General features: G+C 70.6%; 17 protein-coding genes and 1 riboswitch. Of the genes, 11 read left to right on the top strand and 6 right to left on the bottom strand.

Features of this window, described 5'->3' with window-relative positions:
• Window positions 1-49: 49 nt before the first annotated feature.
• The 3 genes from BXA11_RS36595 to BXA11_RS36585 all read left to right on the top strand — a co-directional run bounded on the left by BXA11_RS36595 (window position 50) and on the right by BXA11_RS36585 (window position 1,602).
• Window positions 50-514 carry an SRPBCC family protein gene (locus BXA11_RS36595; protein WP_076442056.1) on the top strand — a complete coding sequence of 155 codons (465 nt, stop codon included), beginning with the start codon at window positions 50-52 and terminating at the stop codon, window positions 512-514.
• Complete coding sequence (locus BXA11_RS36590) at window positions 511-849, top strand: ArsR/SmtB family transcription factor (RefSeq protein ID WP_030511160.1); 339 nt, start codon at window positions 511-513, stop codon at window positions 847-849. The genes BXA11_RS36595 and BXA11_RS36590 overlap by 4 nt, the downstream gene beginning before the upstream one ends.
• 249 nt (window positions 850-1,098) lie before the next feature.
• Complete coding sequence (locus BXA11_RS36585) at window positions 1,099-1,602, top strand: SRPBCC family protein (protein ID WP_167769297.1); 504 nt, start codon at window positions 1,099-1,101, stop codon at window positions 1,600-1,602.
• Between the two features lie 249 nt (window positions 1,603-1,851).
• On the opposite strand, the gene BXA11_RS36580 is transcribed toward BXA11_RS36585, so the two are convergent.
• Complete coding sequence (locus BXA11_RS36580; RefSeq protein WP_143734728.1) at window positions 1,852-2,187, bottom strand: hypothetical protein; 336 nt, start codon at window positions 2,185-2,187, stop codon at window positions 1,852-1,854.
• 36 nt (window positions 2,188-2,223) lie between these two features.
• Between BXA11_RS36580 and BXA11_RS36575 the strand changes: the two genes are divergently transcribed.
• The 4 genes from BXA11_RS36575 (at window position 2,224) to BXA11_RS45100 (ending at window position 7,212) form a co-directional block, all read left to right on the top strand.
• Window positions 2,224-3,294 (top strand): sigma-70 family RNA polymerase sigma factor, encoded by a 1,071-nt coding sequence (locus tag BXA11_RS36575; RefSeq protein ID WP_083744843.1) that lies wholly within the window; start codon window positions 2,224-2,226, stop codon window positions 3,292-3,294.
• Window positions 3,295-3,527: 233 nt separating this feature from the next.
• On the top strand, window positions 3,528-4,289 hold the full coding sequence (locus BXA11_RS36570) for an isocitrate lyase/PEP mutase family protein (protein WP_076442052.1): 762 nt from the start codon (window positions 3,528-3,530) through the stop codon (window positions 4,287-4,289).
• 170 nt (window positions 4,290-4,459) lie between these two features.
• Entirely contained in the window at window positions 4,460-5,218 is a 759-nt protein-coding gene (locus tag BXA11_RS36565) for a DUF899 domain-containing protein (protein ID WP_076442050.1), read from the top strand.
• Window positions 5,219-5,634: 416 nt separating this feature from the next.
• Window positions 5,635-7,212 (top strand): alpha/beta fold hydrolase, encoded by a 1,578-nt coding sequence (locus tag BXA11_RS45100; protein WP_083744842.1) that lies wholly within the window; start codon window positions 5,635-5,637, stop codon window positions 7,210-7,212.
• Window positions 7,213-7,239: 27 nt separating this feature from the next.
• Here the strand turns inward: BXA11_RS45100 and BXA11_RS36545 are convergent, their stop codons facing one another.
• The 4 genes from BXA11_RS36545 to BXA11_RS36530 all read right to left on the bottom strand — a co-directional run bounded on the left by BXA11_RS36545 (window position 7,240) and on the right by BXA11_RS36530 (window position 10,554).
• Window positions 7,240-7,587: an ArsR/SmtB family transcription factor gene (locus BXA11_RS36545; RefSeq protein WP_030511152.1), complete on the bottom strand. Its 348-nt coding sequence runs from the start codon at window positions 7,585-7,587 to the stop codon at window positions 7,240-7,242.
• A 114-nt stretch (window positions 7,588-7,701) separates the two neighbouring features.
• Window positions 7,702-8,382 (bottom strand): CHAP domain-containing protein, encoded by a 681-nt coding sequence (locus BXA11_RS36540; protein WP_076442045.1) that lies wholly within the window; start codon window positions 8,380-8,382, stop codon window positions 7,702-7,704.
• Window positions 8,383-8,396: 14 nt separating this feature from the next.
• Window positions 8,397-8,530: riboswitch (cyclic di-AMP (ydaO/yuaA leader) on the bottom strand.
• Window positions 8,531-8,728: 198 nt separating this feature from the next.
• Window positions 8,729-9,904: a sensor histidine kinase gene (locus BXA11_RS36535; protein ID WP_239105275.1), complete on the bottom strand. Its 1,176-nt coding sequence runs from the start codon at window positions 9,902-9,904 to the stop codon at window positions 8,729-8,731.
• Complete coding sequence (locus BXA11_RS36530; RefSeq protein ID WP_076442043.1) at window positions 9,901-10,554, bottom strand: response regulator transcription factor; 654 nt, start codon at window positions 10,552-10,554, stop codon at window positions 9,901-9,903. Before BXA11_RS36530 ends, BXA11_RS36535 begins: the two co-directional genes overlap by 4 nt.
• Before the next feature lie 156 nt (window positions 10,555-10,710).
• Here BXA11_RS36530 and BXA11_RS36525 point away from each other — a divergent pair, with 156 nt between their 5' ends.
• The 4 genes from BXA11_RS36525 to BXA11_RS36510 are packed head-to-tail and all read left to right on the top strand — an operon-like array spanning window position 10,711 to window position 14,304.
• The gene (locus tag BXA11_RS36525) at window positions 10,711-11,262 is read left to right on the top strand and encodes a hypothetical protein (protein WP_076442041.1); all 552 of its coding nucleotides are present in this window, start codon (window positions 10,711-10,713) and stop codon (window positions 11,260-11,262) included.
• The gene (locus BXA11_RS36520) at window positions 11,259-12,323 is read left to right on the top strand and encodes an efflux RND transporter periplasmic adaptor subunit (RefSeq protein ID WP_239105276.1); all 1,065 of its coding nucleotides are present in this window, start codon (window positions 11,259-11,261) and stop codon (window positions 12,321-12,323) included. Before BXA11_RS36525 ends, BXA11_RS36520 begins: the two co-directional genes overlap by 4 nt.
• Window positions 12,320-13,111, top strand: coding sequence for an ABC transporter ATP-binding protein (locus tag BXA11_RS36515; RefSeq protein WP_083744841.1), 792 nt, complete (start codon window positions 12,320-12,322; stop codon window positions 13,109-13,111). The genes BXA11_RS36520 and BXA11_RS36515 overlap by 4 nt, the downstream gene beginning before the upstream one ends.
• Window positions 13,108-14,304 (top strand): ABC transporter permease, encoded by a 1,197-nt coding sequence (locus BXA11_RS36510; RefSeq protein WP_076442039.1) that lies wholly within the window; start codon window positions 13,108-13,110, stop codon window positions 14,302-14,304. Before BXA11_RS36515 ends, BXA11_RS36510 begins: the two co-directional genes overlap by 4 nt.
• A gap of 4 nt (window positions 14,305-14,308) precedes the next feature.
• Here the strand turns inward: BXA11_RS36510 and BXA11_RS36505 are convergent, their stop codons facing one another.
• A complete protein-coding gene (locus tag BXA11_RS36505; protein ID WP_076442037.1) occupies window positions 14,309-15,661 on the bottom strand; it encodes a serine hydrolase domain-containing protein in 1,353 nt (450 codons plus the stop codon).
• Between the last annotated feature and the right edge of the window lie 63 nt (window positions 15,662-15,724).

The following is a 15,724-nucleotide window of genomic DNA, read 5'->3' as shown; positions in this document are numbered from 1 at the left end:
GGATACGCTGACGTGCAACCATTAGTTGCACTGATGTCAGGAAAGTCACATGGAGTATGGAAGCATCGAGCGGGAGCTTCATATTGACGCCACCCCCGAGGTGGTCTACCAGGTGATCAGCTCTCCCGAGCACCTACGCGAGTGGTGGCCCGACGATGCCGAGCTCGACCCGGTCCCCGGCGCCACCGGCGCAGTCACCTTCGGCGACCCGGCCTCGCCGGACGCGAAGGTCGAGCCACTCATCGTTCTGGAGGCTGACCCGCCCCGCCGGTTCGCCTTCCGCTGGATATACGACGACGGCAGGCCGGCGGCGGCGGGCAACTCCCTCCTCGTCACCTTCGACCTCGTTCCGTCCGGTGACGGGACGCTGCTGCGCTTTGAGGAGACCGGCTTCCGCGAGCGAGGGTGGGAGGCCGCCGTGTTGAGGGAGGCGTATCTCGACCACGTCCGCGGCTGGGACATCTTCCTCCCTCGCCTCGTCACTTACGCCGACAAGGTGGTCGCGCAGCCGTGAGCACCGCGATCGATGACGACCTCTGGTCCGCAGTCGGCGACCCGACCCGCCGACGGATGCTCGACCTGCTCCTCGCCCACGGAGGCGCTACGGCGACCACGCTTAGCGAGCGGCTGCCCGTCACCCGGCAGGCGGTCGCCAAGCACCTCGGTGTGCTGGACCGCGTCGGCCTGGTGCACATGAGGCCGGCGGGGCGTGAGCGCCGCTATGAGGTGGACGAGGCCCAGCTCGCACGTGCAATCGCCCAACTCTCCGCGGTCGGCGCGACCTGGGATGCCCGGCTGCAGCGGATCAAGCGGATCGCCGAGCGGATCCAGAGCAACAAGCCGGGCTGACCTGTACCCACGCTCACAACGCGCCATCACGGACAACGTGGCGGCGGCGTACGACCACGCCCTGAAATGGGCGCGCCGCCCGGAAACCAGTAGAAGAGCAACCGATGTGCAGGACGTCCTGCAACGGGTGTGCGCCGGCTGGTCAAGACCCGCGAGACGGCCCGTGCCGAGCGATGACCGGGTCGGCACCTGGCACCCGATCCCGCTACCACTCAATCAATCACACACAGAGGCAAGGTTCCGATCATCATGACGACACGATCACCCGGCAACCCGGGACTGAGCACAGCAGGCTCTTCAAGCACGGCGCGCATCGACCGCGGCTACTCGACGTCGTACACAGTCGAACAGTCACCGGAGGAGGTCTTCGCCGCAATTCTGGAAGTCCGCACCTGGTGGACGGGTCAGGTCGAGGGGCGCACCGACGAGGTGGGCGCCGAGTTCTCCTACCGGCACCCCCCGCAGCACTACAGCCTCCAGCGCGTGGTCGAACTCGAACCGGGCCGCCGCGTGGTCTGGCGTGTGACCGAAAGCCACCTGTCCTTCATCTCCGAGCCAGGTGAGTGGACCGGAAGCGAAATCGTGTTCGATATCATCCCCGCGGCCGGCGGCACCGAGCTGCGGTTCACCCACGTCGGCCTGGTGCCGGACGTCGAGTGTTTCGACGCTTGCTCCACGGCCTGGCTGCACTACGTCAACGGCAGCCTGCACAGCCTGATCACCACGGGAGCGGGCCTGCCCGACCCGTGGTGAACGACGGCCGGGGCGGCGCCCCCCCCCCCCGAAGGGCGGGCCTGTTCTCCGCGCTACGCACGTCACCGAGCGGGCCGTGAGCTCCCACCTGGCAGGGTCTCGCGTCCCGCGCTTGGCGCCCCCTGCCGCGCGATGCGCGGTCGATCGCCAGGCTGCGCCCGGTCGTCCACGTCGGCCCGAGACCTACACCGCGTTACCTTATGGCTCGCCGTAGCTTCGGGAGCCTGCTGCGACCCGGTCGGCGATCCACTACCCGTCGTCGGCGACGACCCGTTTGATGGTGCGGCCGGTGAGGGTGGAGGCGATCTCGGCGAACAGCGCGGCCGCATCGGGCGCAAGCCGCTCGCCGCTTTCGATGGCGTTGCGGAACCGCATCGGCCAGCCACTGGACGGTCGCCAGCTGCGGATCATCTGACGCGGGACGATGCTGGCAGTGCAGCGGGCGACCGTGTCCTGGCCCAGGTTGTCGTCTTTGTACGAGTTGAACATCAGGGCCCTCAGGACGGCGCGAACCGCGTGGTACCGACATAGGGATCGCGGAAACTTGGCGCAGGCCGACCACTTTCCGGCGCAGGCGTTGTCCATCTATCCGAGAAGAACCACAGGAGAGAAGGAGCCAACATGCGAGGGATCCCGCCAGCCAGGGAAACCGATGTCCCGGCCCGTGCCCAGCGCTCGGCCGAGGATCTGCTGGCGCTGGCGCGGAGCGGGGATGGTGACGCGTTCCGCGGGCTCGTTGAGCCGTACCGACGTGAGCTCCAGGTGCACTGCTACCGGATCCTCGGCTCGGTGCAGGACGCCGAGGACCTGCTGCAGGAGACGTTGCTGGCGGCATGGCGCGGGATCGGCGGCTACGAGGAACGCGCGTCGATTCGGACGTGGCTTTACCGAATCGCGACGAACCGCTGTCTCAACGCACTGCGGGCCGGCGCCCGTCGTCCGCCCGAATATGCGGCCTATCAACCGGAGCTCCCGTTGCCTGAGCCATCGCACCGCCGAGCGGAACCGAGCTGGCTGGAGCCGTACCCCGATGTGCTGCTCGACGAGATCGCCGACCACATGCCTGGACCGGAGGCGCGATTCGAGGCCAGGGAGTCGGTGTCGCTGGCGTTCCTGGCAGCGCTGCAGCAATTGCCACCGAGGCAACGAGTCGTATTGGTGCTGCGAGACGTACTGGGATTCCGGGCCGCCGAGGTGGCAAACATTCTCGACACGACCGAAAACGCGGTGACCAGCGCGCTGAAACGAGCACGAGGTGCGCTGGCGTATGAGGTACCGTATCCCGGCTGGGAGACCGCTCCACTCCCGAACTCGCCGCAAGAACGCAGGATCGTGGCTGGTTTCAGCCGCGCGTTCGAGGCCGGAGACGTCGATGCGATCGTGGCCATGCTGACAAACGACGCGTGGCTGACCATGCCGCCGCTGCCGCTGGAATACCAGGGTCGGGACGCCATCCGGCACTTCCTGGCTACAGTCGCACTGGGCAACGGCTACCGACATGTGCTGATCCCGACGCGGGCAAACGGCCAACCGGCTTTCGGCGTCTACCTACGTGATCCGCGGACGCCGGTCCTGCACGCACACGGAGTGCTCGTACTGACCCTGACCGACGACTGGATCACCGCGCTGACGCGATTCCACGACAACTCACTTCTGGCAATATTCGGACTTCCGCGATCGCTACGCGCCTAAGCGGTCGCGTATGGACTGGAAGTCCTACGCAGGTATCCGACGGCACGTCCGGGAAGCGCGCGCAAAGAGTTCCGGAAAGAGACGGCAGAGCTGTGGAATTGCCAACAAACAGCATCTGTCCACGTATCCAGAAAAGATTCGAGCAGAAGAAGAAACGGTGAATACCGACTACGTGCACATGGCGAACACAGTCACCCCTGTGACGCGCCATCATTTTGACGTGGAGGATACCCATGGCCGCTGACGTGGCGGATTTGAAGACTCGCGCCGAAAGGCTCCGCGAGCTGCACAGCGAAGAGATGCTCGTGCTGCCAAATGCGTGGGACGCGGCCAGCGCGACGATCGTGGCCGAAGCGGGGTTTCCCGCTGTCGCCACGGCCAGCGCTGCCATCTCGGCGATGCTCGGTTATCCCGACGGTGAGGGTGCGCCGTGGCAGGAGATGTTCGCCGCGGCCGGGCGGGTCGCCCGGGTGGTGTCGGTCCCGGTCACGGTGGATGCCGAGGCGGGGTACGGCATGGAGCCGCGTGAACTGGTGGACCGGTTGCTGGACATCGGGGCGGTCGGTTGCAACTTGGAGGACACCGACCACCAGGCGGGCGGCCTGGTCGAGGCCGGAGCGCACGCCCAATGGCTCGCGGGCGTCCGCTCTGCTGCCGACGATGCCGAAGTCCCGATCGTAATCAACGCCCGCGTCGATACTTTTCTACCCGCCAGCGGGATACCTGAGCCGGATCGGGTCACGGAATCGATACGACGGGGCCGGCTCTACCGGGACGCCGGCGCCGACTGCATCTACCCGATCGGCGTGCGCCAGAAGCACGACCTCGCCACCCTGGTGACCGAACTACCAGGCCCAGTCAACGGCAACACCGGTGAATATCTGGACCTGGCTACGCTCAGGGAAATGGGCGTGGCACGAGTGTCCTACGGACCCCGCTTCTACCGCGCGGCCCTGGCCGATCTGAAAACCGCTGTCCAGGAGCTGCTGGCCTGACCTACGCCGACGCCATCACAACTGACGGTGCTTGCTTCTCGGCCGCTGGATCGTCGACTTCCAGCGCGGGGCGGCTGACCGCATAGTCGGTCCGCCGGTACAGACGGATGCCCTGCGGGTCAGTTCATACATTTCTTTGATCAATTCTGAGTAGAAGGAAAAGGAAGATCATGACTCTTCCCCGGGTCGCGTCACGCGACGAGTGGCTGGCAGCCCGGCTTGAGCTGCTCAAGCGGGAGAAGGAGGCCATGCGGGTGCAGGACGCGGTCACCGCACAGCGCCGAGAACTGCCGATGGTCAGGGTGGACAAGGAGTACACCTTCGAAGGCCCTGGCGGTGAGGCACGCCTGATCGACCTGTTCGAGGGCCGCCGCCAACTCATCGTCTATCACTTCATGTGGAACAATTCGGCAGCCAGGGCACGTGGAGACCAGGGCTTGGATGAGGGCTGCCCGAGCTGTTCGTTCACCATCGACAGTGTGGGCCGCCTGGATCACCTGCACGCCAGCGACACCACATTTGTCCTCGTTTCCCGCGCACCACTGGCCAAGATCGAGAGTTTTCAGGCGCGGATGGGCTGGACAATCCCGTGGTACTCCTCGGCTGGAAGCGACTTCAACTACGACTTCCACGTAACCAACGACGAGTCGGTCGCGCCCGTCGAGTTCAACTACAAGGACAAGGCGACCTTGGAACGCAGCATGAAAACCGCGTTCGTGGTGAACGGTGACGGACAGGCCATCAGCGTCTTCGTTCGCGACGAGGACTCCGTCTTCCACACCTACACGACGTACGGGCGCGGTACCGAATTCATGATGAGCACCTACCAGTTTCTCGACCTTACCCCGATGCGCCGCCCACGCTACGTCAACCAATGGCCCTACCACGACACGTACGGCAGCGAAGCGGGCCATTCCCACCACTGCTGAACCGGCACGACGGGTGACGTTTCAGGACGGGGGCGTCACCCGTCCGTCTCGAACACGGAGTGATCGAATGATCGAGTCCACACCGCTGAGGTGGACACTCATCCTTGTGCTCGCGGGCACCGGAGTGTGGTTCGTATTCCGCGGCGTGCGCCCCGGCTCCGGTGGTGCGGTACCGGGCGCCGAAAGGATCTCCCACTTGGCCCACGCTCTCATGGCCGCGATGATGGCCGCCATGATCTGGCCGATGGGATAAGTGAAGAATTGACGATACGGACGGTACAGCCGCAAGTGAATACGGCAGCGGTGGATCACTGACCGTACGTACGCGACGCCGTCCGCAATCCCGACACACTTCTCGCGGTGGCGGTTCCGTGCCGCTTGACCCTGACGCTGGGTCAGTCTCTCAGCATGGCGGCATGACCACGGAAACCAGAGCGATCGAGGCCGCCGGCTCGCGCAGGCCGTACGGCGAGCACGACGACGAAGGAGAGCGGGCCGGAAGAGGCGACACAACGGCGCCGCACTTCACGATCGAGCACGACGGTGTCACGATCCCGGTGTCGCGCGGCGGTTGCGGACGCCCGCTGCTCCTGTGCCCCGGGCTGAACTCGACACAGGCCGACCTGCGCGAGCTGGCCGAGCTGCTGCGGCGCGACCACGACGTGGTGACCTTCGACCTGCGGGGCCACGGCCTCGCCTCGGCCGCCGGCCGATACTCCTTCGAGGCCTTTCTCGGTGATCTGGCCGCGGTGATGGCGGAGCTGGGACGCCTCGGCCTGTCCGCGGCGCCCGTGCTGGTGGGCTACTCACTGGGCGCCGACCTGGCCGTGCACTACGCCTCCGAGCATCCTGACGCCGTCGCCGGGCTCGTTCTCATCGACGGGGCCAACCCGGTGCCGGAACCGTTCGTCACCGAGGCCGTTCTGCCGGAGTTCCGCGCCATGTGGGAGGGGCTGGCGGCGCGGCAGGAGGCCGAGCGGGACACCGCACGTCAGGTGGTGCTCACCGCACAGGAAATCCTCGACCTGAACCTTGAGATCGATGTGGTCCGGTCCGAGATCCTCGACCGGTACGCAAAGATCAACCGGCCCATCACGATGATCATGTCGGCCTCGATGGCCGGAGACGACGGCGCGGGGCCCCACCCGGCCGGGTGGCCTCGTGAGCGGTTCCTGGAGACTGGTCTGATGCTGACCATCGGCGAGCTGGCGTCGTACGCCGGAGTGACGGTGCGCGCGGTGCGGCACTATCACGCCAAGGGGCTGCTGCCTGAGCCGGAACGGGACCACTCCGGCTACCGCAGATACGACGCCGGCGCCGTGGTCGAGCTGATCAAGATCCGGACCCTCGCCGAGGCCGGGGTCCCGCTGGCGCGGGTGCGGGAGCTGCTGCGGGCCGGCGAGGAGGAGTTCGCCGCCGCGGTCGCGGACATCGACAGGCGGTTGCGGGCGGAGATCCGGGAGCGGCAGCGGCACCGCGAGCGGATCGCCCGGCTCGCCTCGGGCGACGGCCTCGCGCTTCCCGTGGAGGTGGTCGAATATCTCGACCGTCTGCGGGCGCTCGGGGTCGACGAGCGGATCGTCCGGGCCGAGCGCGACGGGTGGATCCCGCTGGCCGCGCACTCACCCGGGCGAGTCCCCGCGTGGATGGCACGCAAGCGGGAGCAGATCGAGGACCCGCGCCTCGTCGGCTTCTACCTCACCCTGAGCCAGGCCCTCGACCGGGCCGACGACGACCCGCGGCTGGTCGAACTGGCCGACAGGCTTGCCGCCTATCTCACGGATATGGCCGACGAGCGGGGCGAGGACTACGTCGACGACACCGAGATGGCGTCACCGCTTGTCACACTGATGGACAGGCTGGCGTTCGACACGGTGCCGCCGGCGCGCCGGCTGATCGAGCTGCTGGAGCAGCGCGGCTGGACGGGCTGGACCAAGCTCGTGCGTGTGGCCCCCAGATGCAGGCCGATCTCCCGGGGCGCGGCTCCCCGGTAGCGCCGGCCCGGACGAGGCGCGCACGGCTCACGGACGGGCGTCGTCCCGGAGGCGGCGCTCCCGCTTCCCACGGGCGAGTTCGGTGCCCAGGGCGTCCAGGCGCTGGTTCCAGAAGCGGCGGAAGTGGTCGAGCCAGGTGTCGACCTCGTGGAGCGGCGCGGGGTCGACGGCGTACAGGCGCCTGGTGCCCTCGGCCCGGACCGTCGCGAAGCCGCTCTCCCGCAGCACGCGCAGGTGCTGGGACACCCCCGGCTGGGAGATCCCGAACTCCTCCTGCACGATCGCGCCGATCTCCCCGGCGGGGCGCTCGCCCTCCGCGAGTAGTTCCAGGATCCGGCGGCGCACCGGATCGCCGAGGACGTCGAACGCGTGCATGCCGCCAGGCTCGCAGCTCACGCTTGTACCGGTCAATTCGGCAGGTGCCGGGCGCTCCCGGGTGAGACGGCGAAGCGCGCCGGGATCACCGGCGCGCCTCGGAGCTGTCGTGCGTCAGGAGGAGGCGGAGGCGGAGATGTCCCCGGGGTACATCGGGTAGCCGTAGCCCGCCACCTGCGAGGTGGGACGGGTGCGGACCTCGACGGCGCCACCGTCGCCCGTGTTGCCCTCGATGGTCTGGATCGTTCCGTTGCCGTTGTCCTTGACGACGAACCCGACGTGCTGGATGTCGTCGATGTCCTCGCTGCCGCTCCAGCTGAAGAACACCACCGCGCCCGGCTTGGGCGTGTGGCCCCAGCGGCCGTGATCGGCGAACCACTGGGCGTGCTCCACCGTGTAGGCGTCGGAGCCCATCACCGGTCCGATGCCGAGCTGCTGGCCCACCCAGGAGACGAACATGTCGCACCAGGGGGCGTTGAGGTAGTCGGTGAGCGCGCCGCCGTCGCGGGCGAGGGTCTCGCGGGCGCGGGGCGTGGACATGTACCAATGCTGGAACTTGGTGCCGCCGCCCTTGGCGTTTTCGCTGATCCCGACCTGGCTCCTGGCCAGTTTCAGCACGTCCATCGAGCTGATCTTGGGCAGCCGGGAGGCGGTCTCGGCCATGGACTGCGCGGCGGCCGAGCCCTTGCCGGTCGCCGGGTTGTCCGCGTGCGCGGCCGGCGACGCGATCAGCAGGGCCGAGGCGAGGGCCCCGCCGGCGAGGGCAGCGCGAACACAGGTGTTGAGGACGTGCATGGTGGGGCGTACTCCCTTGCTTCCATGCCGCCTACCGGGTTAGCTGACGGGTTCGGGCTGGAAGTCGCCCTACGGCACGCATGCCGATTCACCCCAGGAGAGGTGGGTCCCCGGCTCCGCGCGGACGCGGACTCGGCGGCCGGGCGGCAGACCGGGATCGGCCGGCCGCTTCGGTCTGAGGAGGGCTTCTTGGCCATTGAGATGAGCAAGTGCACCCTGAGCTGCCTAAAAGGTAATAGACCAGGTCAGACCGGTCAAGTTAGGACAACCCACATTTTACTGTTCAGTAGGCGGCAAACCGGGCGGGGGCGGGTAGCGGCGCGTCGGGATCAGGGGAGGACCCGGCTCACCGCGGCAGGCGTACGGTCACCGCCAGGCCGCCCTCCGGCCGGGCCAGCGCCTCCACCTCGCCGCCGTGGGCCACGGCGATGGCCCGGACGATGGACAGGCCCAGCCCCGCCCCGCGGGCCGAGCGGACGCGGTCGCCGCCTAGCCGTCGGAACGGCTCGAACAGGTCGTCCACCTCGTACGGCGGAACCGGGGGCCCGGTGTTCTCCACCGTCACGCTCACCCCGGCCTCGTCCTCCCGCAACCGGACCCAGACCTCCCCGTCCCGCACGTTGTACTTGATCGCGTTCTCCAGCAGGTTGAACAGGCAGCGTTCGAGGAACAGCGGATCTCCGTGCGCCACCGCCGGGCGCAGGTCCTCGTGCACGACCACCTTCCTGCGGCGCGGCTGCAGGTCGATCTGCTCCATCGCCGTACGGACGACCTGCCGCAGGTCGACCGGCTTGCGCGCGGTCACCTCCTGCTCCGACTGCGCCAGCATGAGCAGGCCCTCGATCAGCCGTTCGTACCTCGCGTTGGTGCCGAGCAGCGCGCGGGCCAGCGCCTTGAGGTCCTCCGACGCCGCCGGCTCCTCCAGCGACACCTCCAGGACCGTACGGTTGACCGCCAGCGGGGTGCGCAGCTCGTGGGAGGCGTTGGCGATGAACCGGCGCTGGGCGTCGAACACCCGGTGCAGCCGGTCGAGCATCGCGTCGAAGGTGTCGGCGAGCCGCTTGACCTCGTCCTGCGGGCCGCGCAGCGCGATCCGCTCGTGCAGTGTGCTCTCCGACAGGCGCTGCGCGGTCTCGGTCACCCGGTCGAGCGGGCGCAGCGCACGGTCGGCCACCAGGTAGCCCAGCACCACCGCGACGACCCCGACCAGGACCATGACGACCACCGACGAACGGAGCACGTCGCTCAGCACGTCGGCCGCCCCCTGCTCGACGTTGGTGCGCACCCGCTGGGCGAGCATGTCGCCGTCGGGCAGCGTCGTTCCCATGACGGCCCCAGGGGTGCCGATGCCGGTCACCTTCGACGCCACCGCCACCACGAACCGCTGGTTGAGCGCCCGCGCCGTCAGCAGGTGGGTGAACCACAGCAGCACCGACCCCGCCAGGAAGAACAACCCGCCGTACAGCAGGGTGAGCCGCATCCGCAGGCCGAGCCTGCTCCACAGGGACAGGGCGCGGGTCACAGCCGATACCCCCGGCCCGGCACGTTCTCGATCACCGGCGGCTCGCCCAGCTTGCGGCGCAGCGAGGTGAGCGTGACGCGCAGCACGCCCGTGCCGGCGTCGGCGTGCTCGTCCCAGACGTTCGCGCGCAGCAGGGCCGAGGTCACGAGCCCTCCGTCGGCGCGCAGGAGCTCGTGCAGCACGTCGAACTCCTTGCGGCCCAGCGCCACCTGCCGGCCGTCGCGCGCCACCGTACGGCGGGCGGGGTCGAGCCGGATCCCGGCCCGCTCCAGCACGGGCCGCACCGCCCGGGGCGAGCGCCGGGCCAGGGCCCGGATCCGGGCCACCAGCTCGGCGAAAGCGAACGGCTTGACCAGGTAGTCGTCGGCGCCCAGGGACAGGCCGCCGACCCGGTCACGCACCCGCCCGGCCGCCGTCAGCATGAGAATGCGGCTCGCCCCACTGGCCGTGACCAGCTCCCGGCACACCTCGTCGCCGTGCACCTCGGGCAGGTCGCGGTCGAGCACGACCACGTCGTAGTCGACGTAGGCGGCCAGCTTCAGCGCCTCCTGACCGTCGTAGGCCACGTCCACCGCGATGGCGTGCAGCCGCAGCCCCCGGGCGACGGCCTCGGCCAGCTGTTCCTCGTCCTCGACCACGAGCACCCGCATTCCAACCTCCCGCTCGGCTCCGAGACTGGCGCAGGCGGTGTTAGCCGCGGATAAGCCGGGCTCGCTTATCCGCGTTTAGCACCGCCTCCGCTGGAGTTGGGCCCCGTCCCGGGCAGACGCCCCGGACGAGAACGAGCGACAGAGGAGGAACGACCCATGCGCTTACGACCGCTACGGGCCCTGGGCCCGGCACTGCGGCTCATCTTGGGGCTCACCGTGGGGCTCGCACTGGCACTGGCCGGCTGCGGCACGGCCCCCGCGGACGACGGGATCGCCAGCGCGGGAGGCGCCACGCCAGGCGGCGGCGCCACGGCCGGGCCGTCGGCGTCGGCCCCGGCGGACCGCCAGGAGGCCCAGCTCAAGTTCGCCCAGTGCATGCGCGAGCACGGCGTGGACATGCCCGATCCCGGTCCGGACGGCCGCGTCCGCATCATCGGCAAGAAGGGGGACGAGGCCTCGATGCAGAAGGCCATGCAGGCCTGCCAGCACTTCATGAAGGACGCGGTCGGCGACAAGCTCGGCGGCGACGATCCCGAGGTGCGCGACCGGATGGTCAAGTTCGCCCAGTGCATGCGCGAGCACGGCATCGACATGCCCGACCCGGCCCCCGGCCAGGGCATCCAGGTCAAGATCAAGCGGGGCCAGGAGAAGGCGATGGAGGAGGCGCAGAAGGCCTGCGAGGAGTTCGCGCCCGGGAGGAAGCCGTGAGGAAGGGCCTGGTGATCGCGGGCGCCGGCGTTCTCGCCCTGGCCGCCGCGGGAACGGCCGTCGCCGTGTCGGGCGGCGACGGCGCGGGCGCGGCCGAGCCGTCCCCGCCTCCCGTCCCCGCCACCGCGTCGATCGCGCGTCAGGACCTGGTCGACACCAAGACCGTGGAGGGGGCGCTGACCTACTCCGGTGAGCGGCAGGTCAGCACAGACGCCGCCGGCACCGTGACGTGGACCCCCGCCGAGGGCGCAGTCGTCCGGCGCGGCCGCGCGCTGCTCAGGGTCGACCGCAGGCCGGTGGTCCTCATGTACGGATCGCTGCCGATGTACCGCCCGCTGCGGCAGGGCGTCGACGACGGCCCGGACGTCGAGCAGCTCGAACGCAACCTCAAGGTCCTCGGCTACGGCGACGACCTGACCGTGGACGACCACTTCAGCTACGCCACCTATCTGGCCGTCAAGGAATGGCAGGACGACGCCGGGCTCCCCGAGACCGGGCAGGTGGACGCCTCCCAGGTGGTCTTCCTGCCGGCCGCCGCCCGGGTCACCGACGCCAAGGTCGAGGTGGGCGACAGGACCACGCCCGGACGTCCGGCCCTCACCGTCTCGGGCGTACGGCGGCTGGTGCACGTGGACCTGTCCACCGACGACCAGTCGCTCGCCAGGAAGGGCGCCAAGGTCACCGTGGAACTGCCCGGTGGCGAGCGGGTCACCGGGAAGATCACCTCGGTCGGCACGGTGGCCGAGACCGTCTCGTCCGGGCAGGGCCAGGACGACGGCAGCACCATCGACGTCGACATCACCCTGGGCAAGACCCCGAAGACCCGCCTCGACAGGGCCCCGGTCGAGGTCGAGCTGGTCAGCGAGCGGCGCGAGAACGTGCTGGCCGTGCCGGTCGAGGCGCTGCTGGCCCTGCGCGAGGGCGGCTTCGGCGTCGAGGTGGTCGAGGGCGCGTCCACCCGCGTGGTCCCGGTCGAGCTCGGCGCCTTCGGCAGCGGCATGGTCGAGATCACCGGCGCCGGGCTCGCCGAGGGCATGAAGGTCGGGGTGCCGGCCACATGAGCATCCCGCAACCCGAGCAGCTCCGCGTGGTGGAGCTGCGCGAGGTGACCAAGGAGTACGGCGCCGGCGTGCGGGCCCTGCGCGGCGTGGACCTGCTGGTCGAACGCGGTGAGCTGGTCGCCATCGCCGGGCCGTCCGGCTCGGGGAAGTCGACCCTGCTGCACCTCATCGGGACCCTGGACCGGCCCACCACGGGCACCGTACGGATCGCCGGGCACGACGTGGCCGGACTGTCCGACCGCGAGCTGTCCGCGCTGCGCGCCCGCCACCTGGGCTTCGTCTTCCAGCAGTTCCACCTCGCGCCGGGGGTGAGCGCGCTGGACAACGTCGCCGACGGCCTGCTCTACACCGGCACGCCGCTGCGGGCGCGGCGGGAACGCGCCGCCGCCGCGCTGGAGCGGGTGGGCCTCGGCCACCGGCTGGGCCACCGGCCCAACCAGCTGTCGGGCGGGGAGCAGCAGCGGGTGGCGGTGGCCCGCGCCGTGGCGGGCGACCCGCCGCTGCTGCTGGCCGACGAGCCGACCGGCAACCTGGACTCGGCGGCGGGTGCCGAGGTGCTGGGGGTGCTGCGCGACCTGCACGCCGCCGGCACCACCATCGCGGTCATCACCCACGACCCCGAGATCGCCGAGTGGTGCCCGCGCCAGGTGCGCGTACGCGACGGCCGGGTCGTCGCCGACGCCGGGGCCGGCGCCGGACGCCGCCCTCCCGGACCCAACCCGAAGCGCACCCCTGAGCCGGCGCCGGACGCCGAAACAGCGGGAGCGGCGAAGGGAGCACCACGATGACCCGTCAGCGGCTGACCCCGGCCAGGCTCGGGCCGTCCGACGTCCTGCGGACCGGCGCGGCCGGGCTGCGCACCCGCCCCGCGCGGGTGGTCCTGTCCGCGCTCGGCATCGCCATCGGCATCGCCACCATGATCGCGGTGCTGGGCATCTCGTCCTCCTCCCGCGAGCAGTTGCTGCGCCAGCTCGACCGGCTCGGCACCAACCTGCTCACCGTCGCGCCGGGGCAGACGGTGTTCGGCGAGGAGGCCAAGCTGCCCGTGGAGGCGCTCGGCATGGTCCGGCGCATCGGGCCGGTGCGCACGGCCTCGGCCACCGGCACGGTCGACACCACGATCCGGCGCACCGACCGCATCCCCGAGGCCGTGACCGGCGGCATCGCCGTCCAGGCCGCGACCGCCGACCTGCTCACCACCCTGGAGGGCCGGGTCGTCAAGGGCGCCTGGCTGAACGCCGCCACCGAGACGCGGCCCGCCGTCGTGCTGGGCGCCAAGGCCGCCGAACGGCTCGGCATCACCAGGACGGGCGTACAGGTCTGGATGGGCGAACGGTGGTTCACCGTCGTCGGCGTCCTCGGCGCGATGCCGCTCGCCCCGGAGATCGAGCGCTCGGCGCTCGTCGGGTTCCCGGCCGCCGAGAAGTACCTGGGCTTCGACGGTCACCCGACGACCGTCTACGAGCGGTCCGCCGAGGAGTCGGTGGAGGCCGTACGGGCCGTGCTGCCGCGCACGGTCAACCCGGAGAACCCGGAGGAGGTCACGGTCAGCAGGCCATCGGACGCGCTGGCGGCGCGGGCGGCGGCCGCGAGCGCGTTCACCAACCTGCTGCTCGGGCTCGGCGCGGTCGCGCTGCTGGTCGGCGGGGTCGGCGTGGCCAACACCATGGTGATCTCGGTGCTGGAGCGGCGCAAGGAGATCGGCCTGCGCCGCTCGCTGGGCGCCACCCGGGGCCAGGTGCGGCTGCAGTTCCTCGCCGAGTCGCTGCTGCTGTCGGCGCTCGGCGGGATCGCGGGGGCGGCGCTGGGCGGCCTGGCCACCGCCGGCTACGCGCTGTCGCGCGGCTGGCCGCCGGTGGTCCCGCCCTGGGCGTTCGCGGGCGCCGTCGGCGCCACCCTCGTCATCGGCACCCTCGCCGGTCTCTACCCGGCGATGCGCGCGGCCCGTCTGTCGCCGACGGTCGCGCTGGCCACCACCTGACGGGTCACCTCCAGCCGGCCGGGTCGACGCCGCCCGGCACCGGGGCCGCCGGGTCGTACGGCTCACGCGTGAAGACGAACGTGTTGAGGTCGAGGTGGGTCACCCCGCCGGGGGAGTGGACCACCCGCAGGGTCTCCCCGGCGTAGTAGCCGTCGAGCCCCACCCAGGTGCCGTCGGCCCGGGCGGCGAACCGGGAGGCCCGGCCCTGCCCGCTGACCGGGGTCAGCGACAGGCCCCGGTGCGGCAGGACCCGCAGCACGTACGACGTCGGCCCCCAGTACCACGGCCCGGTCAGCGCCAGCAGGTCCTCGTCCACCGAGGACGGCGACCACTCGGCCGGCAGCGGCGGCTCGTGCTCGGCCAGGATGTCCAGCAGGGCCATGTCGAGGTTGCGCACGCCGGAGGTGGTGTTGGCCATCCACAGCACGGCCACGCGGTCGGCGGGGTCGGCCCACACGGTGGCGAGGAAACCGGGCATCGACCCGGTGTGGCCCGCCAGCCGCCGCGGGCCGCCGGGCCCGGTGTGCCGGGTGAGCTGGAGGCCGAGCCCGTAGCCGCGGGTCCAGGCGTCGCCGTCCTCTACGACGGCCGGCTCGCGCATCTCGGCGACCGTGGCCGGGCGCAGCACCTCGCCGGTGTCGCCGCCGATGAAGGCCGCCCACCGGGCCAGGTCGGCGGCCGTGGACCACATCTGCCCGGCCGGGGCCATGGCGCCGTGGTCGTTCTCCGGCTCCGGCAGCAGCGCGTCGGCCCACGGGTGCACCGCGTACCCGGTCGCGTGCGGCGCACGGGGGCGCGGCGTGGTGTCGCGCATGCCGAGCGGCTCCAGCACCTCCTCGCGTACGACCTCGTCCCACGGCGCCGACCGCTTGCGCGCGACCAGCTCGCCGAGCAGGCCGAACCCGAGGTTGGAGTAGTGGTAGCGGCGGCCCGGCCGGTGCCGCGCGGACTCGGGGCCGAGCGCGGCGATCAGGTCGCCCACCGCCACACCCGGGGTGCGCTCCCACCACTGGCCGGGAGACTCGGCGGTCAGGCCGCCGCTGTGGGACAGCAGCTGGGCGACCGTGACGTCGCCCAGCGGTGTGCCGGGCACGTGCTTGTCCAAGGGGTCCAGCAGGTCGAGCCGGCCCTCGTCGCGCAGCCGCATCACCAGGGTCGCCACGAGGGTCTTGGTGATGGATCCGATGCGGTACTGGGTGTCCCGCGTGGGCGGCTCCCCGCCGACCCGGCCGCGCGCCCCGAACCAGGCGATCTCGCCGTCCCGCACGATCGCCGCCACCACCGACGGCACCCGCGACTCCGCCTGCTCGGCCGCCAGCCTGCGCAGCAGTGCGCGGGCCGTCCCCTCCAGCACCATTCCGGTCGTCCCCTTTCCGTGATCCGCACCAGGCTAGCGTTCCGCCGCCCGCACGGCCCAGGA

This window comes from Microbispora rosea (assembly GCF_900156315.1).
GTDB lineage: Bacteria > Actinomycetota > Actinomycetes > Streptosporangiales > Streptosporangiaceae > Microbispora > Microbispora rosea.
This window is presented reverse-complemented; position numbering and strand designations above follow the sequence as displayed.